This window comes from Serratia sp. 14-2641, from assembly GCF_001692375.1.
GTDB lineage: Bacteria > Pseudomonadota > Gammaproteobacteria > Enterobacterales > Enterobacteriaceae > Chania > Chania fonticola_C.
Window position 1 is genome coordinate 165,881 of sequence record NZ_LXKR01000008.1, and the last position, 24,957, is coordinate 190,837.

Annotated in this window: 20 protein-coding genes; 8 read left to right on the forward strand and 12 right to left on the reverse strand. The window is 56.0% G+C overall.

Annotated elements, in window-relative coordinates; all coding sequences use genetic code 11:
* The first annotated feature begins 462 nt into the window (after positions 1-462).
* Positions 463-702 (forward strand): septal ring assembly protein ZapB, encoded by a 240-nt coding sequence (gene zapB / locus A6U95_RS05690; RefSeq protein ID WP_021181887.1) that lies wholly within the window; start codon positions 463-465, stop codon positions 700-702.
* 54 nt (positions 703-756) lie between these two features.
* Here zapB and rraA read toward each other — a convergent pair whose 3' ends face one another.
* From rraA to priA, 7 genes are all read right to left on the reverse strand, one after another.
* A complete protein-coding gene (rraA, locus tag A6U95_RS05695) occupies positions 757-1,242 on the reverse strand; it encodes a ribonuclease E activity regulator RraA (protein ID WP_021181888.1) in 486 nt (161 codons plus the stop codon).
* A gap of 104 nt (positions 1,243-1,346) precedes the next feature.
* Positions 1,347-2,264 carry a 1,4-dihydroxy-2-naphthoate polyprenyltransferase gene (locus A6U95_RS05700; protein ID WP_065683798.1) on the reverse strand — a complete coding sequence of 306 codons (918 nt, stop codon included), beginning with the start codon at positions 2,262-2,264 and terminating at the stop codon, positions 1,347-1,349.
* A 97-nt stretch (positions 2,265-2,361) separates the two neighbouring features.
* Complete coding sequence (gene hslU, locus A6U95_RS05705) at positions 2,362-3,696, reverse strand: HslU--HslV peptidase ATPase subunit (RefSeq protein WP_024482876.1); 1,335 nt, start codon at positions 3,694-3,696, stop codon at positions 2,362-2,364.
* 12 nt (positions 3,697-3,708) lie between these two features.
* A complete protein-coding gene (gene hslV, locus A6U95_RS05710) occupies positions 3,709-4,239 on the reverse strand; it encodes an ATP-dependent protease subunit HslV (protein WP_024527908.1) in 531 nt (176 codons plus the stop codon).
* A 102-nt stretch (positions 4,240-4,341) separates the two neighbouring features.
* The gene (gene ftsN / locus A6U95_RS05715; RefSeq protein ID WP_065683799.1) at positions 4,342-5,292 is read right to left on the reverse strand and encodes a cell division protein FtsN; all 951 of its coding nucleotides are present in this window, start codon (positions 5,290-5,292) and stop codon (positions 4,342-4,344) included.
* 195 nt (positions 5,293-5,487) lie between these two features.
* Positions 5,488-6,516: a DNA-binding transcriptional regulator CytR gene (cytR, locus tag A6U95_RS05720; RefSeq protein ID WP_024482873.1), complete on the reverse strand. Its 1,029-nt coding sequence runs from the start codon at positions 6,514-6,516 to the stop codon at positions 5,488-5,490.
* A gap of 280 nt (positions 6,517-6,796) precedes the next feature.
* A complete protein-coding gene (gene priA, locus A6U95_RS05725; protein WP_065683800.1) occupies positions 6,797-8,992 on the reverse strand; it encodes a primosomal protein N' in 2,196 nt (731 codons plus the stop codon).
* A gap of 199 nt (positions 8,993-9,191) precedes the next feature.
* On the opposite strand from priA, the gene rpmE reads away from it, so the two are divergent.
* Complete coding sequence (gene rpmE / locus A6U95_RS05730) at positions 9,192-9,407, forward strand: 50S ribosomal protein L31 (protein ID WP_021181895.1); 216 nt, start codon at positions 9,192-9,194, stop codon at positions 9,405-9,407.
* A 72-nt stretch (positions 9,408-9,479) separates the two neighbouring features.
* Here the strand turns inward: rpmE and metJ are convergent, their stop codons facing one another.
* Positions 9,480-9,797 (reverse strand): met regulon transcriptional regulator MetJ, encoded by a 318-nt coding sequence (gene metJ, locus A6U95_RS05735; RefSeq protein ID WP_006317756.1) that lies wholly within the window; start codon positions 9,795-9,797, stop codon positions 9,480-9,482.
* Positions 9,798-10,114: 317 nt separating this feature from the next.
* Between metJ and metB the strand changes: the two genes are divergently transcribed.
* The 3 genes from metB (at position 10,115) to metF (ending at position 14,828) form a co-directional block, all read left to right on the forward strand.
* Entirely contained in the window at positions 10,115-11,275 is a 1,161-nt protein-coding gene (metB, locus tag A6U95_RS05740; RefSeq protein WP_021181896.1) for a cystathionine gamma-synthase, read from the forward strand.
* A 3-nt stretch (positions 11,276-11,278) separates the two neighbouring features.
* Positions 11,279-13,714: a bifunctional aspartate kinase/homoserine dehydrogenase II gene (locus A6U95_RS05745; RefSeq protein WP_065683801.1), complete on the forward strand. Its 2,436-nt coding sequence runs from the start codon at positions 11,279-11,281 to the stop codon at positions 13,712-13,714.
* A 214-nt stretch (positions 13,715-13,928) separates the two neighbouring features.
* Positions 13,929-14,828, forward strand: coding sequence for a methylenetetrahydrofolate reductase (metF, locus tag A6U95_RS05750; RefSeq protein WP_024527913.1), 900 nt, complete (start codon positions 13,929-13,931; stop codon positions 14,826-14,828).
* Between the two features lie 36 nt (positions 14,829-14,864).
* Here the strand turns inward: metF and rihC are convergent, their stop codons facing one another.
* From rihC to argE, 4 genes are all read right to left on the reverse strand, one after another.
* Positions 14,865-15,800 carry a ribonucleoside hydrolase RihC gene (gene rihC / locus A6U95_RS05755; protein ID WP_065683802.1) on the reverse strand — a complete coding sequence of 312 codons (936 nt, stop codon included), beginning with the start codon at positions 15,798-15,800 and terminating at the stop codon, positions 14,865-14,867.
* Between the two features lie 78 nt (positions 15,801-15,878).
* Complete coding sequence (gene dcuC, locus A6U95_RS05760) at positions 15,879-17,249, reverse strand: C4-dicarboxylate transporter DcuC (RefSeq protein WP_065683803.1); 1,371 nt, start codon at positions 17,247-17,249, stop codon at positions 15,879-15,881.
* A gap of 314 nt (positions 17,250-17,563) precedes the next feature.
* On the reverse strand, positions 17,564-20,200 hold the full coding sequence (ppc, locus tag A6U95_RS05765; RefSeq protein ID WP_024482863.1) for a phosphoenolpyruvate carboxylase: 2,637 nt from the start codon (positions 20,198-20,200) through the stop codon (positions 17,564-17,566).
* A 315-nt stretch (positions 20,201-20,515) separates the two neighbouring features.
* Positions 20,516-21,661, reverse strand: a complete 1,146-nt coding sequence (gene argE, locus A6U95_RS05770) for an acetylornithine deacetylase (RefSeq protein ID WP_065683804.1) — start codon at positions 21,659-21,661, stop codon at positions 20,516-20,518.
* Between the two features lie 218 nt (positions 21,662-21,879).
* On the opposite strand from argE, the gene argC reads away from it, so the two are divergent.
* The 3 genes from argC to A6U95_RS05785 are packed head-to-tail and all read left to right on the forward strand — an operon-like array spanning position 21,880 to position 24,922.
* The gene (gene argC / locus A6U95_RS05775; RefSeq protein WP_065683805.1) at positions 21,880-22,884 is read left to right on the forward strand and encodes an N-acetyl-gamma-glutamyl-phosphate reductase; all 1,005 of its coding nucleotides are present in this window, start codon (positions 21,880-21,882) and stop codon (positions 22,882-22,884) included.
* A 20-nt stretch (positions 22,885-22,904) separates the two neighbouring features.
* Entirely contained in the window at positions 22,905-23,678 is a 774-nt protein-coding gene (gene argB / locus A6U95_RS05780) for an acetylglutamate kinase (protein ID WP_021181908.1), read from the forward strand.
* A gap of 26 nt (positions 23,679-23,704) precedes the next feature.
* Complete coding sequence (locus A6U95_RS05785) at positions 23,705-24,922, forward strand: argininosuccinate synthase (RefSeq protein WP_024527919.1); 1,218 nt, start codon at positions 23,705-23,707, stop codon at positions 24,920-24,922.
* Positions 24,923-24,957 lie beyond the last annotated feature (35 nt).

Sequence of the window (24,957 nt, forward strand, 5' to 3'; positions counted from 1 at the left end):
TGGCCTTGAGCTACAGAGTTTTTCTTCACGTCCTCTTATCGGTTGAGGATGTGATGTAAATTTATCGTTAACGAGCATAAACGAGAAATAGCGAAATCAAAATGTGTGTACTTCGTCATAAAATTGAGCGAATTCGCGTTGTTCGGTGTTCTTTCTGCGCCATAAAACGGTGATCTGACCAGTTATTTTGTCTCTATTTGTTAACAACCCTGCCGTTGGGCAGCGGCGACTTTCAGCTTTGACCGATAGCCAGGGTAGGAAAATTGCAACAGAGTGCGCGTTGGGTCGGTATGTTGCTAGACACTGGGGGGCTGGCTACTTACAATCGTTTTTATTGCGGGAAAGGTTTTATCGAGACAGGCGCTGGGCCTGTTGGTTACGCGAGCATATTCGCAGTCGCTGCAGCTAAGGTTGCGGCGCTACTTATGGATGTACGCCTTGCTATCATGAGGGGACTGAAGAATGTCATTTGAAGTATTTGAAAAACTGGAAGCAAAAGTTCAGCAGGCGATCGATACCATCACGCTGTTGCAGATGGAAATTGAAGAGCTGAAAGAGAAAAACAATTCCCTGTCTCAGGAAGTTCAGAGCGCTGCGGGTAACCACGAGTCACTGGTCCGTGAAAACCAGCAGCTGAAAGAAGAGCAGCACGTGTGGCAAGATCGCCTGCGCGCTTTGCTGGGTAAAATGGAAGAAGTCTGATCCATTAGCACCAACGAAAAGGGCGCCTCAGGCGCCCTTTGTCATTTTCTGCGGTTACTCGATATCGAGCGGGTCTTCAGAAAGGATGATGCCGGTGTTGTCGGCATAGAGATGATCGCCAGAGAAGAAGGTAACACCGCCAAAATTCACGCGGATATCGCTTTCGCCTATCGCTTCGCTGGTGGCTCCTACCGGGATTGCTGCCATCGCCTGAATGCCGATGTCCAGTTCTTCCAGATCGTCCACCTGGCGCACCGCACCGTAAACCACGATGCCTTCCCATTCGTTCTGAGTCGCCAGACGGGCCAGCTCCGCGTCGATCAGGGCACGGCGTACCGAGCCGCCGCCGTCGATCACTAACACGCGGCCACGGCCGTTTTCTTCGAGCAGTTCAAACAGCAGGCCGTTATCCTCGAAGCATTTCACCGTAGTGATTTGCCCGCCAAATGAAGTACGCCCGCCAAAGTTGGAGAACAGAGGCTCAACTACGTTGACCTCTTCCTGATAGATATCGCAAAGTTCGGAAGTATCGTATTTCATAGGATTTTACGTCTGTTTGCCGCTGGAATAACCAGTATATCCCTTTATTCGCCCCGTTGGCAAAATCATCAGTGCCAGGATGCGTTCTGCCACGCAAGTCTCAACTAACTGAGCACCACGCCAATCGCAAACAGCACGTTGGCGAGCAAGGCGGCCTTGACCATATGTTCCAGCATCGGACGCATACCGACGGCCGTAGGGTCACGTAAGACACGCATACCGTGGCGATACAGAAACGGGATGGCCAGCACAAACAGCCAGCCCCATAGGCTGTGCAGGTTAAGCAGGGTAAACAGGGCAAAGCAGACCACGGCGGCGATCAGCAGCGTTGCGTGGTAATAGCGCGCATTCTGTGGCCCAAGGCGGACGGCCAGGGTATTTTTGCCGTTAGCGCGGTCACTTTCGATATCGCGCAGATTATTGATGTTCAACACCGCCGCCGCGAGCAGGCCACAGGCGGTGGCTGGCAACATCACGATGCTATCGAAAGTGTGAGTCTGTAGATAGTAAGTGCCTGCCACGCTGAGCCAGCCGAAAAACACCAATACCGAAATATCCCCCAGCCCCAGATAACCGTAAGGTTTGGTGCCCACGGTGTAGGTAATGGCCGCGACAATCGCTAGCCCGCCCAGCACCAGGAAGCCCACCACATCGCTGGGTTTTTCACAGGCGACGGCGATTAGCCAGCAACCGGAAATGGCGATCAGCACCACCGTCAGCATCAAGGCCCGTTTCATCTGGCTTTGGGTGATCATGCCCTTTTGCATGCCGCGCAACGGACCGATACGGTCTTCTTTATCGCTGCCTTTTACCGCATCACCGTAATCGTTGGCCAGGTTGGAGAGGATCTGCAGCAGACCTGCGGTCAGCAGAGCCAACAGCGCCACGCCGGGCTTCAGGCTGCCCTGCCAGGCGGCGATCGCGGAACCGACAACGATGGAGGCAAAGGCCAATGGCAGTGTTCGTGGTCGTAAACTTTCCAGCCAGGCTCTGGCCGGGGTGGTGGTGGTTGATGAGCTCATATTTCGCTTCAGTAAGTCAAAAGACGGTGTCCGTTAAAAATAAATGTGGGAGGCAATGCCTCCCACAAAGATAACTGACAGGACAGTGATAGAGCGATTATAGGATAAAACGACTCAGATCTTCATCCGCTACCAGTTCATCCAGGTGATTGCGCACGTATTCCGCGTCAATTGTAATGGATTGGCCGCCAATTTCACTCGCATCGTACGAAATATCTTCCATCAGACGCTCCAGCACGGTGTGCAGACGACGTGCGCCGATGTTTTCGGTGCTTTCGTTAACCTGCCAGGCGGCTTCAGCGATGCGGCGGATACCGTCAGCGGTGAAATCGATGGTGACGCCTTCGGTGGCCATCAACGCTTTGTACTGCTCGGTAAGCGATGCGCTTGGCTCGGTCAGGATACGTTCAAAATCTTCCGTGGTCAGCGCTTGCAGCTCAACGCGGATTGGCAGACGGCCTTGCAGTTCCGGGATCAGGTCGGAAGGGCTGGCAGTCTGGAACGCGCCGGAGGCGATAAACAGAATGTGATCGGTTTTCACCATGCCGTGCTTGGTTGATACTGTACAGCCTTCCACCAGCGGCAGCAGGTCGCGTTGGACGCCCTCGCGGGACACGTCCGGGCCGGAGCTCTGGCCGCTGCGCTTACAGATTTTGTCGATCTCATCGATAAACACGATACCGTGCTGCTCAACGGCTTCCACCGCCTGCTCTTTCAGCTCTTCCGGGTTGACCAGCTTGGCCGCTTCTTCTTCGATCAGCAGCTTGAAGGCTTCCTTGATCTTCACTTTACGCGGTTTCTGTTTCTGCCCACCGAGGTTTTGGAACATCGATTGCAACTGGTTGGTCATCTCTTCCATGCCCGGAGGCGCCATGATTTCCACGCCCATCGGGGCCGAAGCCAGATCGATTTCGATTTCTTTATCGTCCAACTGGCCTTCACGCAGTTTCTTACGGAATGCCTGGCGAGCGGCAGAAGGTTCATTCTGTTCTTCTGCCTGGCCCCAGTTGTTCTTGGCCGGTGGGATCAGCACGTCAAGAATGCGTTCTTCTGCCATCTCTTCCGCACGGGTGCGGTTTTTCTCGATCGATTGCAGACGCACCATTTTCACGGCGGCATCGGTCAGATCACGGATGATAGAGTCTACTTCCTTACCCACATAGCCCACTTCGGTGAACTTGGTGGCTTCTACCTTGATGAAGGGAGCGTTGGCCAGTTTAGCCAGACGACGGGCGATCTCGGTTTTACCGACGCCCGTTGGGCCGATCATCAGAATATTTTTTGGGGTCACTTCGTGACGCAGCATCTCATTGAGCTGCATCCGGCGCCAGCGGTTACGCAGGGCAATGGCGACAGCACGTTTGGCTTTGTTTTGGCCGATGATGTAGCTGTCCAGTTCGCTGACGATCTCGCGCGGGGTCATTTCAGACATGGTATTCGATCCTTACGCTTTGGAAGGCAATTCTTCGATGGTGTGACAATGGTTGGTGTAAATACAGATGTCGCCGGCGATGGTCAGGGATTTCTCCACGATTTCGCGGGCGCTCATTTCGGTATTTTCCAACAGCGCACGTGCGGCCGACTGGGCATAAGGGCCACCGGAGCCGATCGCAATCAAATCATTTTCTGGCTGAATTACGTCACCGTTACCGGTGATGATCAGCGAGGAAGTCTCATCGGCTACCGCCAGCAGGGCTTCCAGCTTGCGTAGCATGCGGTCGGTACGCCAGTCTTTTGCCAGCTCAACGGCCGCTTTCACCAGATGGCCCTGGTGCATCTCCAGCTTGCGCTCGAACAGTTCGAACAGGGTAAAAGCGTCAGCCGTACCCCCGGCGAAACCGGCAATCACTTTATCGTTATACAGGCGACGGACTTTTTTGACGTTGCCCTTCATTACCGTGTTGCCCAGTGTGGCCTGGCCATCGCCACCGATCACTACCTGGCCGTTGCGGCGTACGCTTACAATTGTTGTCACGAGCAGACCCTCGTTGCGGACGGAAAGAAGTCCCCGCAGCCTCTGCGTTGGCAGAGACTACGAGGCATATTGAGACTATAGATGGGGGGAGATTGACGCTTTTCAACCCCCGACGGAGAGGGGAATGCAACTTGACATGCCCATGCCCTTCAGGCGCGACAGGGTTTTGTCTGCGGCGGCGCGGCTGCTGTATGGGCCAAGCATCACGCGATTCCAGCCACCACCTGCGGTGACCCGGCTTTCAACCCCTTCAAACGCCAACTGTGCCCGAACCGACTCGGCCTGATCGGCTGCGCGGAACGAACCACATTGCACCATCCACTTCTGCTTCGACTCAGGCTTGGTTTCCGGCTTGGCCGCTTCCGTTTTTACTTCTTGTTTCACTTCTGGCTGACGAGTCTGCACTGGCGGAGTCACGGCCTGGGGTTTGGGTTGCTGTACCTGCGGCTTCGGCTGCTGCACTTGTTGTTGGTGCTGCTGTACCGGTTGTTGCTGCACGGGTGCCGCGCCGTTGTTGAACGGGTTGCGAGGCTGAGTGACCTGCTGTTGCTGCGCTGGTGGTGCTATCTGCTGCTGTACCGGCGGTTGTACCTGCTGTTGCCGCCCACCGTTACGCAACTGTGAAGGATCGTTGTAAGGCACTTCAGACAGCTGCGTTGGGCGCTGCTGCATATCGGCCTGCATCTGCTCCAGCAATTGGCGTTGTTCGTCGGTCAACTGAGTTTTGGAATTGACCTCTCCCCCGGCCGTTGGCTCGGTAGGTGTCTTGACGCCGATCTGGCGGTTCTCCAGCTCTTTGATGTAACGCCAACGCTCTTCCGGCTTCGGTGGCAGACCATTGCCCGGGCGTGTGCCATGCGTAGGCAACATCGGCGTTTCATCCGGTTTATTGTGGGTAATGAAATAAAGACCACCGATAAAGACAACCAGAATGGCGACGGCAAGCGCCACCACGGTTTTGGATACCTTTGGAGAACTGCGTTTTTTACGGCTGGGGGTCTTGCGCCGCGCTGCTCCTGAGCGCCCGCGGCCTACATAGTCTCTCTGTGCCACTATAATTCCGCTGTGTCGTGATGAGGTTAAAACCTATCCTCTGGCTATTTTATCGGCCATTTTGCATCAGCTTACTGCCCTGTAGGTGTAGGCAGGCTCCGGGGAGCGGTTCTGGCAAAATGACCACAACAATGATCATTACGCCGGTTTGGCCGGCGCTGGGTCAGCCATGTTACTTAACCCAAAAATATTTGACTAGCGTTTAGGGGCCGCGGTGCTGCCTCTGATGATCAATTCACTGTCCAGTAACCGGGAACCGCTGTTCACGGTTTGCCCATGTAACTGTTCCAGCAGCAGCAACATTGCCTGCTGGCCAATCTGGAAGCGGGGCTGCGCCACGGTGGTCAGCGGCGGATCGCAATACTGCGCCAGCTTGATATCGTCAAAGCCGACAATCGACAGATCCTGCGGTACCCGCAAGCCCAGCTTTTTCGCCTGGGACAATACGCCGATCGCCATGACGTCGCTGTGACAAAAGACCGCCGTTGGCGGTTTCGGCAGTGCCATCAGCGAGGCTAACGCCTGTGCACCAGCTTCGTAGGTGAAATCACCCCGGGTAATATAGCTGCTTTCGACGGTAATGCCATTACGGCGTAGCGCCTGAATGTAGCCTTGCAACCGATAATGGCTCAGCGGCATCTGTTCTGGCCCGGCGATACAGGCGATCTGTTTATGGCCAAGCTGATGTAGATAATGTACGGCTTCAAACGCGGCGGTCAGGTTGTCGATATGCACCGTTGGCAGTTCCAGCTCCGGTGCAAACTCGTTGGCCATCACCATCGGCGGCAGGTTGCGTTGCTCTTCCTTGCTGGCGTCGAAAGGCAGATTGGAGCCAAGCAGCAGCATGCCATCGATTTGTTTGGTGATGATCAGGTTAACGAAGGTGCGTTCCTGCTGGTTCTGCTGCGCACAGTCGCCGATCAGCACCAGGTAACCCTGCTGCGCTGCCGTTTGCTCGATCCCCTGGATCACGTCGGCAAAAAACGGATCGCAGATGTCCGGGACGATCACCAGGATAGTGCGGGATTCATTGCGTTTGATATTGCGTGTCAGGGCATGAGGGGAGTAACCCACGGCCAGCACGGCCTGTTCCACTTTCTGGCGCGTTGGCGTTGACACCTTTTCCGGATTCATCAGCGCACGCGACACGGTTGCCGTGGAAACGCCGGCCATTTCGGCAACGTCTTTCATGGTCGCCATGGGTAATTCTTGCTTGTGTTCCAACGCCTTTCTCCTTGCGTCAGCACCCGGCTAACGCGGTTACTTCAGTTTGCTCACAAATTCTGGCATGCAGTGGTGGTGGTGTTATTTTTAGCGTCATCCACATTCAAGCATTCCATTGCCTGGCTGAAAAAATGCCTTCACCGACATTCTAAACAGATTACGGGCCGCTTTTGTTACCTAATTTGCATGAAAAGTGTGACGCAGGAAGGTTTTTTCGTGTTCGCTCGCAAATTGTGGTGTAAACGTTTGCTTTTAACCGTGGAATTAAGATTTTTCTTAATCAGCTATCAATGGGATCAACGTCTAACGTCCATTTGACTTTACGCGCCTGCGGCAGGGTGCCAATCAATGGCAACGTGCTCTTTATCAGGTGCTGTAACAGTTTTTTGGATGGGTGCTGCAACAACAGTTGCCAGCGGAAGCGACCGCCGCGTTTGGGTTGCAGGGCAGGAACCGGGCCCATTACCCACAGAGAGTCATCTTTCAGCGGGCTGGCTTCCAACAGATTGCGTAGCTGCTGTAAGAACAGCGGTGCCTGCTGATTATCGTGATCTTCCGAACGCACGATGATGTGGCTGGTGTAGGGCGGCAGGAAGACGCTGTTACGCTCGGCCAGGGTTTGCTTGGCAAAGGCGTCGTAGCCCTGTTGCAGCAGAATTTGCAGTAGCGGGTGCTCTGGATGATGGGTTTGCAGCAGCACCTCGCCCTGCTTGCCCGCCCGCCCGGCACGGCCTGAAACCTGAGTATAGAGCTGGGCAAAACGCTCGGCAGAACGGAAATCGGCGGAGAATAGTGCTCCGTCTACGTCGAGCAACGCCACCAGGGTGACATCCGGGAAGTGGTGGCCTTTGGCCAGCATTTGCGTGCCGATCAGGATACGCGGGCCGCCACGGTGAATATCGGCCAGATGCTGTTCCAGTGATCCCTTGCGGCTGGTGGTATCGCGATCGATACGGGTAATGGCGGTTTCCGGGAACAGGGGAGCCAGTTCATTCTCCAACTGTTCGGTACCGACGCCGACGGAAACCAGGTTGGTGGTACCGCACTGTGGGCACTGATGTGGCACTGGGCGCTGGCTGTCGCAGTGGTGGCAGCGTAGCTGGCGTTGATGCTGGTGGAACGTATAGTAATGGTCGCAGCGCTGGCATTCGGCGATCCAACCACACTCATGGCACAGCAGCGCGGGGGCATAGCCACGACGGTTAAGGAACAGGATCACTTGGTTGCCGTTCTTCAGGTGGTGCTGCATGCTTTTCAGCAGGGGCTGAGAGAGCCCGACCTTCAGCGGCAGGCCTTTCAAATCGATCAGGTGCTGATTGGCCGGTTTGGCATTGCCTGCCCGCTGGGTCAGTTTGAGCTGACGGTATTTGCCTAACTGCACGTTGTGCAGCGTTTCCAGCGCCGGTGTCGCCGAGCCCATCACCAGCGGGATGTTTTCGGCGTGAGCGCGGAACACCGCCAGATCGCGAGCGTGATAGCGCCAGCCTTCCTGCTGTTTATAGGAGCTGTCGTGTTCTTCGTCGATGATGATCACCCCAAGGCGCGAGAAGGGGGTGAACAACGCCGAACGGGTACCAATCACAATGGCGGCTTCACCGCTGCGTGCGCGTAGCCAAACGGCCAGCCGTTCGCTGTCGTTCAGGCCGGAGTGCAGGACTTCTACCGGCGCGTTGAAGCGTTCGCGAAAACGAGCGATGGTCTGTGGGGTGAGGCCGATCTCTGGTACCAACACCAGTGCCTGCTTACCTTTCGCCAGGATATTTTCCAGTACGCTGAGATAAACTTCGGTCTTGCCGGATCCGGTAACCCCGGCCAGCAGCCAGGCGGCAAACTGGTCGTCTTCACTGCGGATCGCGCCCACGGCGGTGGCCTGTTCGGTGTTGAGCCGCAGCCGTTCACCGAGTACGGCAAAGCCTGGCCGCCAGTCCTGAGTTGCCACCGTTTGCGAACGCAGGTCGATCAAGCCTTTGGCTCGCAGCGCCTGGAGTGCGCTTTCCGTCAGCTCCAGTTCGCTGACCTGATGGCGATACACCGGGCGTTGCAGCAGTGCCGCCAGTGCCTGTTGCTGCTTTGGCGCACGCTTCAGGCTTTCCGGCGGGGTTGCGCGCCCCTGTTCGGTAGCAAACCATTGCCATAGCGGGGCTGCCTCTGCGGGTTTACCCTGACGCAGCAGAATGGGGAGCGCATGGAACAACACTTCACCGATCGGGTAATGGTAGTAATCGCTGGCCCACAGCAGGATGCGCCACAGACTGGTGGTGAACAGCGAGTCGTTATCCAGCAGGCTATCGATGGGCTTGAGCTTTTCCAGCGGCAGTTCACTGCTCTCGCTACTGCCAGTGATGATGCCTATCGCCCGTTGCTTTCCCCAAGGCACACTGACGCGCGCGCCGATGACCGGCTGCAGGCCGGCGGGCAGCAGATAATCGAAGGTGCGGGCAAGGGGAACCGGTAGAGCAACGTGTACAACAGGCATGTGGCTGTCCAGGTAGAAAAAAGTGTTGGCTAGTTTACACGGTAGGCTGGCAAATGTACGGATCCGATTGCGCGCTACATTTTATTCTGTATAATTTGCCGCCTTTGGTATAATCCCATATCAAAACCTATTATCAACCACGTGTGGTGTCTGGCGGAACAGGGCTGGATAGCGACACGGCCTTAACTGAGGTTCTCCCATGAAAAAAGGTATTCACCCTAAATACGAAGAAGTTACTGCAAACTGCTCTTGCGGTAACGTGATCAAAATCCGCTCTACCGTGGGTCACGATCTGAACCTGGACGTTTGTGGCGAATGCCACCCGTTCTACACTGGCAAGCAGCGTGATGTTGCTACCGGTGGCCGCGTTGACCGCTTCAACAAGCGTTTCAGCGTACCAGGCGTTAAGAAATAAGTTTTCTTATCGTCAGATGAAAAAGGCGCCTTTGGGCGCCTTTTTTCGTTTTTGCCTTCGGTACAGGCAGGATCAATATTCCCAGGTATCAGGGTCGACACCCAATTCTCGCATCAGTACTTTCGCGGCTTCCGGGATTTCATCGCTGCGTTCTTTGCGCAGGTCTTCATCGTTCGGCAGCGGCTGGCCGGTAAAGGCGTGCAGGAATGCTTCACACAGCAGTTCGCTGTTGGTGGCGTGGCGCAGGTTGTTGACCTGGCGACGAGTCCGTTCATCCGTCAGGATTTTCAGCACCTTCAGCGGAATAGATACCGTGATTTTTTTGACTTGCTCGCTCTTTTTACCGTGTTCAGCGTAAGGGCTGACATACTCGCCGTTCCACTCAGCCATGGGACACCTTAAATTTGTCTGAAAAATACAAAATTCTAAAAACCGGCCAATTATGCCCGATCTTCACTGTGCTCACTAAATAAATGTCTACTTTACGCGATAAGGGTCACTGAATCTGATGATTTAATAGGCTATGCCTATGCATTATTGGGCTAACATCTTATCGTCATGACAAACCGCCATAATTTTAGCGGGTATTGTCCCTTTGCTCAATCTATACGCAAAGAAGTTTAGATGTCCAGATGTATTGACGTCTATATCCGCTGCGGTTAATCTTTAGACCTTATTCCCCCACTTTCCGAGAGCCGAGCCACCCTATGACGCGTAAACCAGCCACGATTGCCGTACGTAGCGGTCTGAATGATGACGAACAGTACGGCTGTGTCGTCCCGCCGATCCATCTTTCCAGCACCTATAACTTCACCGATTTCAACCAGCCCCGAGCTCATGATTACTCACGTCGTGGTAACCCTACGCGTGATGTCGTGCAGCGTGCGCTGGCAGAGTTGGAAGGAGGTGCGGGTGCGGTGATGACCGGGAGCGGGATGTCGGCGATCCATCTGGTGACCACGGTATTTCTCAAACCGGGCGATTTGCTGGTGGCCCCTCATGATTGCTACGGTGGCAGCTACCGCCTGTTCGATAGCCTGAGCAAACGCGGGGCGTATCGGGTGCTGTTTGTCGATCAGGGGAATGAAGCCGCATTGCGCGATGCGTTGGCTCAAAAGCCGAAGTTGGTGCTGATCGAAAGCCCAAGCAACCCGTTATTACGCGTGGTGGATATTGCCGCCATCTGTAAAGCGGCCCACGAAGCTGGTGCGCTGACCGTGGTGGACAACACCTTCCTCAGCCCGGCGCTGCAACAGCCGATCGAACTGGGTGCCGATCTGGTCGTCCACTCTTGTACCAAATACCTCAACGGCCACTCCGACGTGGTCGCGGGCGCGGTGATCGCTAAAGATAAAGATCTGGCGGTCGAGCTGGCCTGGTGGGCCAACAATATTGGCGTTACCGGCGCGGCATTCGATAGCTATTTGTTATTGCGGGGGATGCGTACCCTGTCGCCGCGTATCAAGGCTGCACAACATAATGCCGAGGCGATTGTCGGCTATTTACAGCAGCAACCCTTGGTCAAAAAGCTGTATCATCCTTCCTTGCCAGAAAACCCTGGCCATGAGATTGCGTGCCGTCAGCAACGTGGGTTCGGTGCCATGCTCAGCTTTGAACTGGATGGTGATGAAGCGCTGCTGCGCCGCTTCCTGTCTGCTCTGGAGCTGTTTACGCTGGCGGAATCCCTGGGTGGCGTAGAAAGCCTGATCTCACATGCGGCAACCATGACTCACGCCGGTATGGCGCCAGAAGCGCGTGCCGCAGCGGGGATTTCCGAAAGCCTGCTGCGTGTTTCCGTGGGGATTGAAGACAGCGAAGATTTGATTGCCGATCTGGAACAAGCCTTCCAGGCGGCGGCTACGAGGTAAGTCATGAATGCAATTGCGGTAGCAGGGCCGGTTAGCGGGCGTCAACTGCACAAATTTGGCGGCAGCAGCCTGGCAGATGTGAAGTGTTATCTGCGGGTGGCCGGGATCATGGCCGAATACAGCCAGCCGGGTGACATGATGGTGGTGTCGGCGGCGGGTAGCACCACCAACCAACTGATCAGCTGGCTGAAGCTCAGCCAGAGCGATCGTCTTTCCGCGCATCAGGTGCAGCAAACGCTGCGCCGTTATCACAGTGAGCTGATCGGCGGGTTGTTGCCTGTAGAAACGGCGGAACCGCTGATTACCGAATTTATCCACGATCTTGAACGCCTGGCGATCCTGCTGGACGGCAAGGTTGATGATGCGGTGTATGCCGAAGTGGTGGGGCACGGTGAGATCTGGTCAGCCCGCCTGATGGCTGCGGTGCTGAACAAGCAGGACATGCAGGCGGCATGGCTGGACGCGCGTGATTTCCTGCGTGCCGAACGTGCGGCGCAACCGCAGGTTGACGAAGGCCGTTCCTATCCGTTATTGCAGCAGCTGCTGGCACAACATCCGGGCAAACGTCTGGTAGTGACCGGCTTTATTTCGCGTAATGACAGCGGTGAAACCGTGCTGTTGGGGCGCAACGGCAGTGACTATTCGGCCACGCAGGTTGGCGCATTGGCCGGTGTGGAGCGAGTCACCATCTGGAGCGACGTGGCCGGGGTTTACAGCGCCGATCCGCGCAAAGTGAAAGATGCCTGTCTATTGCCGCTGTTGCGTCTGGATGAGGCCAGCGAACTGGCCCGTCTGGCGGCTCCGGTGCTGCATACTCGTACCTTGCAGCCGGTGTCTGGCAGCGATATCGATCTGCAACTGCGTTGCAGCTATCAGCCTGAGCAGGGGTCGACCCGTATCGAGCGCGTGCTGGCTTCCGGCACCGGTGCCAAAATTGTCACCAGCCACGATGATGTCTGCCTGATCGAACTCAGCGTTGCGCCGCAGCATGACTTCAAGCTGGCGCAGAAAGAGTTGGATCTGGTGCTCAAGCGCGCGCAGATCAAACCCTTGGCCGTAGGGGTTCATCCTGACCGTAACCTGCTCCAACTGTGCTACACCTCGGAAGTGGTGGGCAGCGTGTTGCGCATTTTGCAGGAGGCCGGATTACCGGGTGAACTGCAACTGCGTGAAGGGTTGGCGCTGGTAGCGTTGGTGGGCGCGGGCGTGTGCAAGAATCCACTGCATAGCCATCGTTTCTATCAGCAGTTAAAGGACCAGCCGGTGGAGTTCATCTGGCAGGCCGAGGATGGCATCAGCCTGGTGGCAGTGCTGCGTCAGGGGCCGACCGGTCTGCTGATCCAGGGCCTGCACCAAACGTTGTTCCGCGCGGAAAAGCGTATTGGCCTGGTGCTGTTTGGCAAAGGCAATATTGGTTCTCGCTGGCTGGAACTGTTTGCTCGCGAACAGAAGAATATCTCTGCGCGCAGCGGCTTTGAGTTTAGCCTGGCAGGGGTGGTGGATAGCCGTCGCAGCCTGCTCAATTATGAAGGGTTGGATGCCAGCCGCGCGTTGGCGTTCTTTGAGGATGAAGCCCAGGAACTGGACGAAGAGTCGCTGTTCCTGTGGATGCGGGCGCACCCGTTCGACGATCTGGTGGTGCTCGACGTCACCGCCAGCGGGGAGTTGGCGGAGCAATATCTGGACTTTGCCAGCTATGGCTTCCATGTGATCAGCGCCAACAAGCTGGCGGGGGCCTCGTGCAGCGCCAATTACCGCCAGATCCGCGATGCGTTTGCCAAAACGGGCCGCCACTGGCTGTATAACGCCACCGTGGGGGCCGGGCTACCGGTGAACCATACTGTGCGCGATCTGCGCGACAGCGGGGACAGCATCCTGGCGATCAGCGGCATCTTCTCCGGCACGCTTTCCTGGCTGTTCCTGCAGTTTGACGGCACGGTGCCGTTCACCGAGCTGGTGGATCAAGCCTGGCAGCAGGGGCTGACGGAGCCGGATCCGCGTGTTGACCTGTCTGGACAAGACGTGATGCGTAAGCTGGTGATCCTGGCGCGTGAGGCGGGTTATGACATTGAACCTAACCAGGTGCGGGTGGAGTCGCTGGTGCCTGCAGGCGCGGAGCAAGGCTCCATCGATCAGTTCTTCGAGAACGGCGATGCGCTGAATCAGCAAATGCTACAGCGTTTCGAAGCGGCCAACGAAATGGGCCTGGTGTTGCGCCACGTGGCGCGTTTCGATGCCAATGGCAAAGCGCGCGTTGGCGTTGAGGCCGTGCGGCCAGAACATCCGCTGGCTTCGCTGCTGCCTTGTGACAACGTGTTTGCCATCGAGAGCCGCTGGTATCGCGACAACCCGCTGGTGATCCGTGGGCCAGGAGCTGGTCGCGACGTGACTGCTGGAGCCATCCAGTCCGACCTTAATCGCTTGGCACAACTGCTTTAAATCCTCGCTTTAACCTCGGGGGTGGCGCTGCGCTGCCCCCGTTCAATCCTTCAACATGAAATTCTCTCATCTTGCGTGAGGATTAATCATCGTATCTCCCTCACTTTCCTGTTGACTCTTCAGGCAACATCCGGCATTTTCTATCTAGACGTCTAAACGTATAGACGCTTATTATAACGAAGCAAAACAGTGATCGATAAGAGGCGGACAGGGTATGAGTTTTTATCACGCAAACCAGCGGGAAGCGCTGAATCAGAGTCTGGCAGAGTTAAACGGCCAGATTAACGTGTCGTTCGAGTTCTTCCCGCCGCGCACCAGCGAGATGGAAGATACCTTGTGGCAGTCGATCGATCGCCTGAGCAGCCTCAAACCCAAGTTTGTTTCTGTGACCTACGGTGCCAACTCGGGTGAGCGCGACCGTACCCACAGCATCATCAAGGGGATCAAAGAGCGTACTGGTCTGGAAGCTGCCCCTCACCTGACCTGTATTGATGCCAGCCCGGCGCAGCTGCGTGAGATCGCTACCGATTACTGGAACAGCGGTATCCGCCATATTGTCGCGCTGCGCGGTGATTTACCGCCAGGCGGTGGCAAGCCGGAAATGTATGCGGCCGATCTGGTCACGCTGCTCAAAGACGTCGGCGACTTTGATATTTCTGTCGCGGCCTACCCGGAAGTGCATCCGGAAGCGAAAAGCGCCCAGTCAGACCTGATCAACCTGAAACGTAAAATCGATGCCGGTGCCAACCGTGCCATCACCCAGTTCTTCTTCGACGTAGAAAGCTATCTGCGTTTTCGTGACCGCTGTGTGACCGCTGGCATCGACGTAGAAATCGTGCCGGGCATTCTGCCCGTGTCCAACTTCAAACAGCTCCAGCGCTTTGCCACCATGACCAACGTGCGGGTGCCAAGCTGGATGACCAGCATGTTTGCCGGGCTGGATGACGATGCGGAAACCCGCAAGATGGTCGGCGCCAATATCGCTATGGATATGGTGAAGATCCTGAGCCGCGAAGGGGTCAAAGATTTCCACTTCTATACGCTCAACCGTGCGGAAATGAGCTACGCCATCTGCCATACCCTGGGCGTGCGTCCTGGTGCAGTCGTTGGCTGATAGATAGCGGTTGCCGTTGCGGCAACCGCGCCATCATCAAGGAACGGCCGGGTGCGTGAGCATCTCCAGGAACCACTGCCGGAATCCTTCAACATCGATTTCCAGACAGACCTCGGCATTGGCTGGCAGTTTCAGACGGTTGGCCAGATCGACGCAGGTCGTTCCTCTGGTCAGCTCACCTTGCGTCTCTACCGCTACATGGCAGGCTTGAGTGGTAAACAGCTCGGATTTTGCCAGATAGGCCAGAGCGCATAGGTCATGCATTTTCAGCCCACGGCTCATGCTCCCACCCCGATAGTGTTGGAACAGGCTATGCAGCATGGCCCCGGTGCGGTTCAGCGTGGGTAAGCTGGCGATCATCTCGGCGGTGAGCGTAGCCCGGTTGGTGACGTCCAGCCCGCACATGACAATCGGGATACCGCTGGCAAACACCATGCTGGCGGCCTCGGGATCCACGTAGATATTAAACTCCGCGTTTGGCGTATGGTTGCCACGGCTGGCGGAGCCTCCCATCATGACGATCCGCGCGATAGATGGCTTACATTCCGGGTAGAGCGTGAGCAACAGGGCAATGTTGGTTAACGGGCCAATCGGCACCAAGACTATCGGCTCCTTGCTGGCCAGAAGCAGGTCGCGCATCACTTCAACGGCATGACCGCCAACGATCTGCCGTGTCGATTCTTCAAACTCGTACCCATCCAGGCCGGAGTTGCCGTGAATATGGCTGGCATCCTCCAGTTTACGCACCAGCGGAGCCGCTGCCCCGCGAGCTACGGGCGTGGATGCACCCAGGAAATGCAGCAGGCGTAGCGCATTGTTGGTGGTTTTATCCACGCTGACGTTGCCTGCCACCGTACTCACCAGGCGCAGGTCGATTTTTGGATGAAACAGCGCGGCAACCAGCGCGACGGCGTCATCAATACCGGGATCGGTATCCAGGATCATGGCAATAGGTGCAGAGCTAGAGGACATAATATCTCCCATACAGGATGGATCAGGCGTTAGCGCTGAAGGTCAAAATAGCTGGCGATAGTGCTCATTGGCATCTCCTCAGAACGAATAGCGGATCAGCGTGAAAATCAGGGTGGCGATAAACCCGGCCAGCAACGGCACCGAGGTTCTTTTGACCACCTCAATCGGGCTGACTTTGACTACTGATGCCACGATGATCACCACCGCAGAGACTGGCGACATCGCACGGATAAGGTTTGAGGTCAGTTGCATCGGCAGGGCAATCATCACCGGATCGACGTGAGCCTGCGTGGCTATCGAAGGAATAAGCTCGATAAAGGAGTAGAACACCGCATTACCGCTACCGCTGATCAGCGTGATCAGCGCGGTCAGGCCGGAGAAGATAAACATCAGGCCGATCCCGGCGTTATTGACCTCTTTAACCAGCGAGGCCACGGTGCCGATGGCCCCGATGGCGGTCAACCCGGCTACCAGGGTGCTGGCAGCCACGATCAACACCACTACCTGTGAGAAGCCTTGCCCCATGCCGGTAAAGAACAGCGACGAGTTTTTCATTTGCTCGCGCAGGTCGCCCTTGCGGATCAGTTCCACAATAAAGGCCAGGGCAAACGAGAACAGGGTAATTTCCACCAGGCCGATTTTGATCTGGCGGAAGAACAGGCCAAATACCACGATCAGGAGTAACGGGATTAGTGGGAACAGGGCGTAGTAAGCCGGAGGAAGCTGGCTGTTGGTGGCCAATTTACTCTCGTCGACGTCGGTAAACGCGGCGGCGCCCTGGCGCTTATCCATGTACTTTTGCCAGAAATAGTGCGCGATGCCGATAATGGCCAGCACCGGCAGTGAGATAACGGCATGGTGCAGGGTGACGTAGTCCACCACGTGCTCGAAACCCAGGATTTTGGCTGCCACCACATTATCGCCACCCAGCGGTGTGGGCACGATAGTGGCGGTGGTGGCAATGACCCCGGCGGCGCTGAGTGAGGACATGTTTGCCACGCGCAGAATGGGGTAAAGCGTGGCCATTAAAATCACGGCGAGGGAGGCGGCGCTGGGAATAATCAACGACAACAGTGACCCTATCCAGAATACGATCGGCACCAGAATATAGGGGGAGCGGATCTTCGCGATGGGTTTTGACATGATTTTAACCGCGACATCGTTTGCGCCAATGTGCGACATATAAGCGGAAAAGCCGAACAGCACCATGATGATGATGCCCGCCCGGCTAAACTGCTTGATGAAATCCAGCTCGATTTGTTTTAACGGATCCAACCAGACGGTTCCCGTCCCCGTTCCGGCGCTCAAAATCGGCAAGCCCAAGGTGGCAGCCGCCAACATGAGTACGATCCCTGAGCTAAACAACACCAGCTTGGTGTCGTAGTTCTTGGCAATGGCGTAACCGGCCACGACGAGTACTGCCAAGCTGATTAATAGTGCTACATCCATTTACTTTCCCTGCCATCATCAATCTTCATGATAAATATCTTTCTGTGAAGATATTTTCAATAAGGTAAGGTCTTTGTCTATCACCAGTAACGAATAGTACCGGTAATCCTGACGGAATTCTTTGCGTAATCAACACAAAAAGGTGTGGCCAAACGGAGCATGGACTCAGAATGAGAGCCAGCAATAATAGTATTGATAACCCGCAATGGGTGACCGCAGGGACAAAATCCGCAGATTAGGAACGGGGGATAACCGGGGGAGAATAAGCACCGATGCCGATCGCATCGGTGCTTGCTGCAAAAGATGAGGCGATATTAGCCGGTGTTGCGCATCCCGGCCGCCACGCCAGCAATAGTGACCATCAGCGCCTGCTCAACGCGGGCATCCGGGTGTTCCTGCTGACGTGAACGGTGCAGCAGTTCGGCCTGCAACACGTTTAGCGGGTCAGTGTAGACGTTGCGCAACGCGATAGATTCGGCGATCCACGGCAGGTCTTCCATCAGATGGTCGTCGTTGGCAATGGTCAGCACCGCCTTGATATCGCTGGCCAATTGATCACGCAACTGTTGGCCGAGCGGCCACAGGGACTTGTCTACCAGACGCTGATCGTAGTATTCCGCCAGCCACAGGTCGGCTTTCGCGTATACCATCTCCAGCATCGCGATACGGGTAGAGAAGAACGGCCAGTTGTGGCACATGGCTTCCAATTGGTCCTGCTTGCCAGCTTTCACCGCTTCCTGCAGGCCAGCACCGGCACCCAGCCAGGCTGGCAGCATCAGGCGGTTCTGCGTCCAGGCGAAGATCCACGGAATGGCACGCAGGCTTTCAACACCGCCGTTCGGGCGGCGTTTGGCCGGGCGTGAACCCAATGGCAGTTTCCCCAGTTCCTGTTCTGGCGTAGCGGCGCGGAAGTAAGGTACAAATTCAGGGTTTTCACGCACGTAACCGCGATACATGTTGCACGAGGTTTCGGACAGTTCATCCATCAGCGTGCGCCATTCTGGCTTAGGCTCCGGCGGTGGCAGCAGGTTGGCTTCCAACACCGCACCGGCGTACAGCGCCAGGCTGCTGATGGTGACTTCTGGCAGGCCGAATTTAAAGCGGATCATCTCGCCCTGTTCGGTCACGCGCAGGCCACCTTTCAGGCTGCCTGGTGGTTGGGACAGCAGAGCGGCGTGCGCAGGTGCGCCACCACGGCCAATTGAACCACCACGGCCATGGAACAGCGTCAGCGCTACTCCGGCCTTCTCACAGGTTTTGATCAGTGCGTCCTGTGCGCGGTATTGCGCCCAGGAGGCCGCCATCACGCCAGCATCTTTTGCCGAGTCGGAATAGCCGATCATGACCATCTGTTTGCCCTGAATAAAGCCGCGGTACCAGTCGATGTTCAGCAACTGGGTCATCACGTCTTCGGCGTTGTTCAGATCGTCGAGGGTTTCGAACAGTGGGGCCACAGGTAGCGCGAATGGGCAACCAGTCTCCTTCAACAACAGGTGCACGGCCAAGACGTCGGACGGGGTACGAGCCATGGAAATGACGTAGGCGGCGATCGAACCTTGTGGCGCTTCGGCGACCACCTTGCAGGTTTCCAGCACTTCCTGAGTGTCTGCACTCGGCTCCCACTTCAGGGGCACCAGCGGACGCTTGGAGTTCAGCTCACGGATCAGGAATGCCTGTTTGTCGGCTTCTGACCAGCTCTCATAATCCCCCAGGCCCAGATAGCGGGTCAGTTCGGCAATGGCTTCGGTATGGCGGGTGCTTTCCTGGCGCACGTCGATACGCACCAGCGGCACGCCAAAGCAGCGTACGCGGCGCAGCGTGTCCAGCAGTTGGCCGTTGGCGATAATGCTCATGCCACAGGCCACCAAAGATTGGTAGCAGGCGTACAGCGGTTCCCACAACTGCTCGTTATTTTCCAGCAGGTCGTGCGGACGCAGCACGCGCTCACCCTTCAGGCGGCCTTCAAGGTAGGCCTGGGAGCTCATCAGCTGGCTGCGCAGTTGCTTCATCAATTCGCGATAAGGTTCTTGTACTTCGTCACCGCCGGCAAGTTCGCGCAGCTCAGGAGTACATTCGGTCATCGACAGTTCGGAGACCAGCACCTGAATATCACGGGTGAACAGATCGCAGGCCTTCCAGCGGCTCAGCAACAGCACGTGACGGGTAATTTCGGCGGTTACGTTCGGGTTGCCGTCGCGGTCGCCACCCATCCAGGAGGTAAAGCGGATAGGCACGGCTTCTACCGGTAGGCGGTAATCGATGGAGTTTTCCAACTGTTCGTTGAACTCGCGCAGGAAGGCCGGTACACCTTCCCACAGGCTGTTTTCCACCACGGCAAAGCCCCATTTGGCTTCATCAACCGGGGATGGGCGATTCTTGCGGATCTCGTCGGTATGCCAGGATTGCGCGACCAGCTGGCGCAGACGGCGCATGATTTTATTGCGCTCGTAGTCGGCCAGGTCGTTATGGTCCAGCTGGCTCAGGCAGGTGTTCACCTCAACCAGCTTGTGGATCAGGGTGCGGCGGGTGATTTCCGTTGGGTGAGCGGTCAGGACCAGCTCGATGGAAAGATCGTCCACCGCCTTTTGCAGCTGTTTGTTATCCAGCTTGTTGTCTTTCAGCTTGGTAAACAACTGCGCCAAGGCTTCCGGGTTGCTGGCCGCTTCGCCGTGTGGCGAGATGCTGTGGTATTGCTCGGCAACGTTGGTCAGATTAAGGAATTGGCTGAAGGCGCGGGCAACGGGCAGCAGCTCATCGTTGGACAGGTTCTGCAGCGTGGAGAGCAGCTCCTGACGATGCGCCTCGTTACCGGCACGTGAAGATTTGGAAAGCTTACGGATAGTTTCAACGCGATCGAGAATATGCTCGCCCAGCGCTTCTTTAATGGTATCGCCTAGCAGTTTGCCGAGCATACTGACATTACTTCGCATTGCCGAATATTGTTCGTTCATATAATCCCTGACCCAGTTCTTTGCATACTTATCATCCTCCGATCGCGGTGTTTTTCGCCACGACCTGAACACGATGAGTACGTGATTTTTCATCTTGTAAGTAAATTTCACGTGCCGTCGCAGCCTGCCGGTTTTATCTGGTCACGTGCCTGTCCAATCATCAATTGACACTATTTTTAGCAAAAAAACATCAAATTCGGCGTATTTTCTGAAATTTAATTACGCGCGGCCGGTTATCAGTCTGGCTTATCGGCTTAAATTACTACGTCTTAAGAGGTAGGGGATGGTAACCCATTCCCCTGTTGTTATTAAGGTTTATTGCCGGCAGAAATGGTCGACCAACTGACCCAGCAGCTTACGCGTTGGCTCAATAAATGCGGTATCCAGATACTCATCCGGCTGATGCGCCTGGTTGATCGAACCTGGGCCGAGCACCAGCGTTGGGCACACTTCCTGGACGAACGGCGCTTCGGTGCAGTAGTTGACCACTTCGGTGCGTGAACCCAGCAGTTTTTCAATCACTGCCACCATGTGATGGTCGGTTGGGCATTCGTAACCAGGGATCGGCGGATGTAGCTCATCGATCGTCAAGCGGCCAGGCCAACGTTGGCTTACCGGTGCCAACGCTTCGTGCAGGAGTTCGTTGATGTTATCCAGCGTCATCCCCGGCAGCGGGCGGATATCCATATGCAGTTCACAGCAGGCACAGATACGGTTGGCCGCATCGCCACCGCTGATATGGCCAAAGTTCATGGTTGGGTAAGGCACCGCAAACGCCGGGTTGTTGTAGCGCTCCTGTAGGGTTTTGCGCAATTCCATCAGATGCCCAATCGACTCATGCATCAGATCGATAGCATTGACACCGCGCGCCGGATCGCTCGAATGGCCCGACTGACCAACGATGCGGATCGCACTGGAGATATGGCCTTTATGCGCGCGCACCGGTTGCAGCGAGGTTGGCTCGCCGATGATGGCAAAGTCCGGGCGGATTTTGCAGGAGGCAGCAAAGTAACGTGCGCCAGCCATCGTCGTTTCTTCATCGGCGGTAGCCAGAATGTACAACGGCTTGGTCAGCTTACTGGCATCGATATCGCGTACCGCATCCAGAATAAAGGCGAAGAAGCCCTTCATGTCGGCGGTCCCCAGCCCGTACAGCTTGTTGTCGTGCTCGGTCAGGGTAAAGGGATCTCGTGTCCAGCGCCCCTGATCGTAAGGCACCGTGTCGGTATGGCCCGCCAGCAGCAGGCCGCCGCTGCCTTCACCGAGGCTGGCCAGCAGGTTGAATTTGTTGCGGGTGTCCGGCACGGGCTGCACGTCGACGCGAAAGCCCAAATCGTTGAACCAGCCAGCCAGCAAGTTGATTAATGCTTCATTACTCTGATCGAGGGCGCCATCGGTGGCGCTGATCGACGGAGTGGCGATCAACGCCCGGTACAGCTCAATAAATGGAGGTAATTTCATCTTCACTGTTGACAGCCTTTGGTTAGGATAGTATCAATATTCATGCATTTATTTTGAATAAAAATACAGTAAGCTAGAGCGTAAGGGAACCTGTAACCCGGATGTTGATAAAAACATCACGCTCAACCACGTGGGTGAACCGCGCAACAACGCGACCAAGCCCTGCTACCGGGGTCGCCGTGACTCTTAGATTGCTAGCCAAGAAGGTGAAAGGCCACATGTTGAATACGCTGATTGTTGGTGCCAGCGGTTATGCCGGAGCAGAGCTCACGGCTTACCTGAATCGCCACCCACACATGAACATAACCGCTTTAGCGGTTTCAGCGCAAAGTGCAGATGCAGGAAAATTGTTTTCCGAGCTGCACCCTCAATTAAAAGGCATCGTCGATCTGCCATTACAGCCGCTGGTTGACGTTGCCGCAGCGGCCAAAGGCATCGACGTTGTTTTCCTCGCGACCGCCCATGAGGTGAGCCACGACATCGCGCCAGCATTCCTGGCCGCGGGTTGCGTGGTGTTCGATCTCTCCGGCGCATTCCGCGTGCAGGATGCTGATTTTTATCAACAGTATTATGGTTTTACACACCAGCATGCCGACTGGCTGGCGCAGGCAGTTTACGGCCTGGCGGAGTGGCAGAGTGAAAAACTCAAGCAGGCGCAGTTGATTGCCGTGCCGGGCTGCTACCCAACGGCGGCGCAGTTGGCGCTCAAACCGCTGCTCGACAAGCAATTACTGAACCTGGATCAATGGCCGGTCATCAACGCCGTTAGCGGCGTGAGTGGTGCAGGGCGTAAAGCCAGCGTCACGACCAGTTTCTGTGAAGTCAGCCTGCAACCTTATGGCCTGTTCAATCATCGTCATCAGCCAGAAATTTCTGTCCATCTTGGGGTGCCAGTTATCTTTACGCCACATTTGGGTAACTTCCCTCGGGGTATTCTGGAAACCATCACCTGCCGCCTGAACAAGGGCGTCACCGCGCAGGACGTGGCAGCGGCTTACCATGCGGCGTATGACGACAAACCGTTGGTGCGGTTGTATGACCAAGGGGTGCCAGCACTGAAATCCGTGGTGGGCCTGCCGTTCTGCGATATCGGCTTTGCCGTGCAGGGCGAGCATCTGATCGCCGTAGCCGCAGAAGACAACCTGTTGAAAGGTGCAGCCGCTCAGGCGGTGCAGTGTCTGAATATCCGTTTCGGCTTCCCTGAAACCCAATCCTTACTTTAAATCAGCGTGAGTAAACAGCAATGAATCCATTGATTATCAAACTAGGTGGCGTGCTACTGGACAGTGAAGAAGCGCTGGAGCGTTTGTTTACCGCGCTGGATGTCTATCGCCAGGAACATCAGCGCCCGCTGGTGATCGTTCACGGCGGCGGCTGCGTGGTGGATGAATTGATGAAACAGCTCTCCCTGCCGGTAGTGAAGAAGAACGGCCTGCGCGTTACTCCAGCCGATCAAATCGACATCATCACCGGCGCACTGGCAGGAACGGCCAATAAAACCCTGCTGGCCTGGGCGGTGAAGCACAAAATTAATGCGGTTGGCCTGAGCCTGGCGGACGGTGGTAGTGTTGCGGTAACTCAGTTGGACCCAGCGTTGGGCCACGTGGGCCACGCAGTACCAGGAACGCCTGCGCTGCTCAATACCTTGTTGGGCGCTGGTTACCTGCCAGTGGTCAGCTCCATCGGCATCACTGCCGAAGGCCAACTGATGAACGTAAACGCCGATCAGGCTGCGACGGCCCTGGCCGCCACGCTGGGGGCGGATTTAATCTTGCTGTCGGATGTCAGCGGTATTCTCGACGGCAAAGGGCAGCGCATCGCGGAAATGACCGCACAAAAAGCCGAGCAACTGATTGCTCAAGGCATCATTACCGATGGTATGGTGGTGAAGGTCAATGCGGCGCTGGATGCTGCACGTACCCTTGGCCGCCCGGTAGATATCGCCAGCTGGCGTAATGCCGAAAAGCTCCCTGCTCTGTTTAATGGTGTGTCGATTGGCACCCGGATCCTCGCTTAAATTTAGAATTAAAAAGGAATAACACAATGCAAAACAAAGGCATCAAGAAAATCGTTCTGGCGTACTCCGGCGGTCTGGATACTTCGGCCATCATTCCGTGGCTGAAAGAGAACTACGGTGGCTGTGAAGTGGTAGCCTTCGTGGCAGACATCGGCCAGGAGCGCGGCGATCTGGAAGGCGTTGAGCAGAAAGCTCTGCAATCCGGTGCCTCTGAGTGTCATGTTGTCGATCTGCGTGAAGAGTTTATCCGTGACTATGTTTATCCGGTGCTGCAGACCGGTGCACTGTACGAAGGCAGCTACCTGCTGGGTACCTCAATGGCACGTCCGATCATTGCCAAGGCTCAGGTTGAGCTGGCGCTGAAAGTGGGTGCCGATGCGCTGTGCCACGGGGCCACCGGTAAAGGCAACGATCAGGTGCGTTTCGAAACCACCTATACCGCATTGGCTCCGCACCTGAAGGTGGTCGCGCCTTGGCGTGAGTGGAACCTGCGTTCCCGTGAGGCCCTGCTGGATTACCTGAAAGCGCGTAATATCCCAACCACCGCTTCGCTGGAGAAGATCTACAGCCGTGACGAAAACGCTTGGCACATCTCTACCGAAGGCGGCGTGCTGGAAAGCCCGTGGAATGCGCCAAACAAAGATTGCTGGGTCTGGACTGTCGATCCGTTGGAAGCCCCGGACAAGCCAGAACAAGTGACCGTCACCGTAGAGAAAGGCTGCGTGGTTGCAGTTAACGGTGAAGCCATGAGCCCGTACAAATGTCTGGAAACCCTGAACGTGCTGGGTGCCAAACATGGCGTGGGACGTATCGATATCGTGGAAAACCGTCTGGTAGGCATCAAATCCCGTGGTTGCTATGAAACCCCAGGAGGCACCATTATGGTTGCTGCGCTGCGTGGGGTCGAGCAGTTGGTACTGGATCGTGATAGCTTTAAATGGCGTGAACAGTTGGGCCTGGAAATGTCCTACGTGGTCTACGATGGCCGCTGGTTTGCTCCGCTGCGTCGTTCCATTCAGGCTTCCGCACAAGCGCTGGCGGAAGAAGTTAACGGCGAAGTGGTATTGCAACTGTATAAAGGCCAGGTGACGGCGATCCAGAAGAAATCGGCCAACAGCCTGTACTCAGAAGAATTTGCGACCTTTGGCGAAGACGAAGTTTACGATCACAGCCATGCGGGTGGCTTTATCCGTCTGTTCTCGCTCTCTTCCCGTATCCGCGCGTTGAACGAGAAGAAAAAGTAACGTCGTTGGTTTAGCGTCAATTTGAGGGGCGCAGC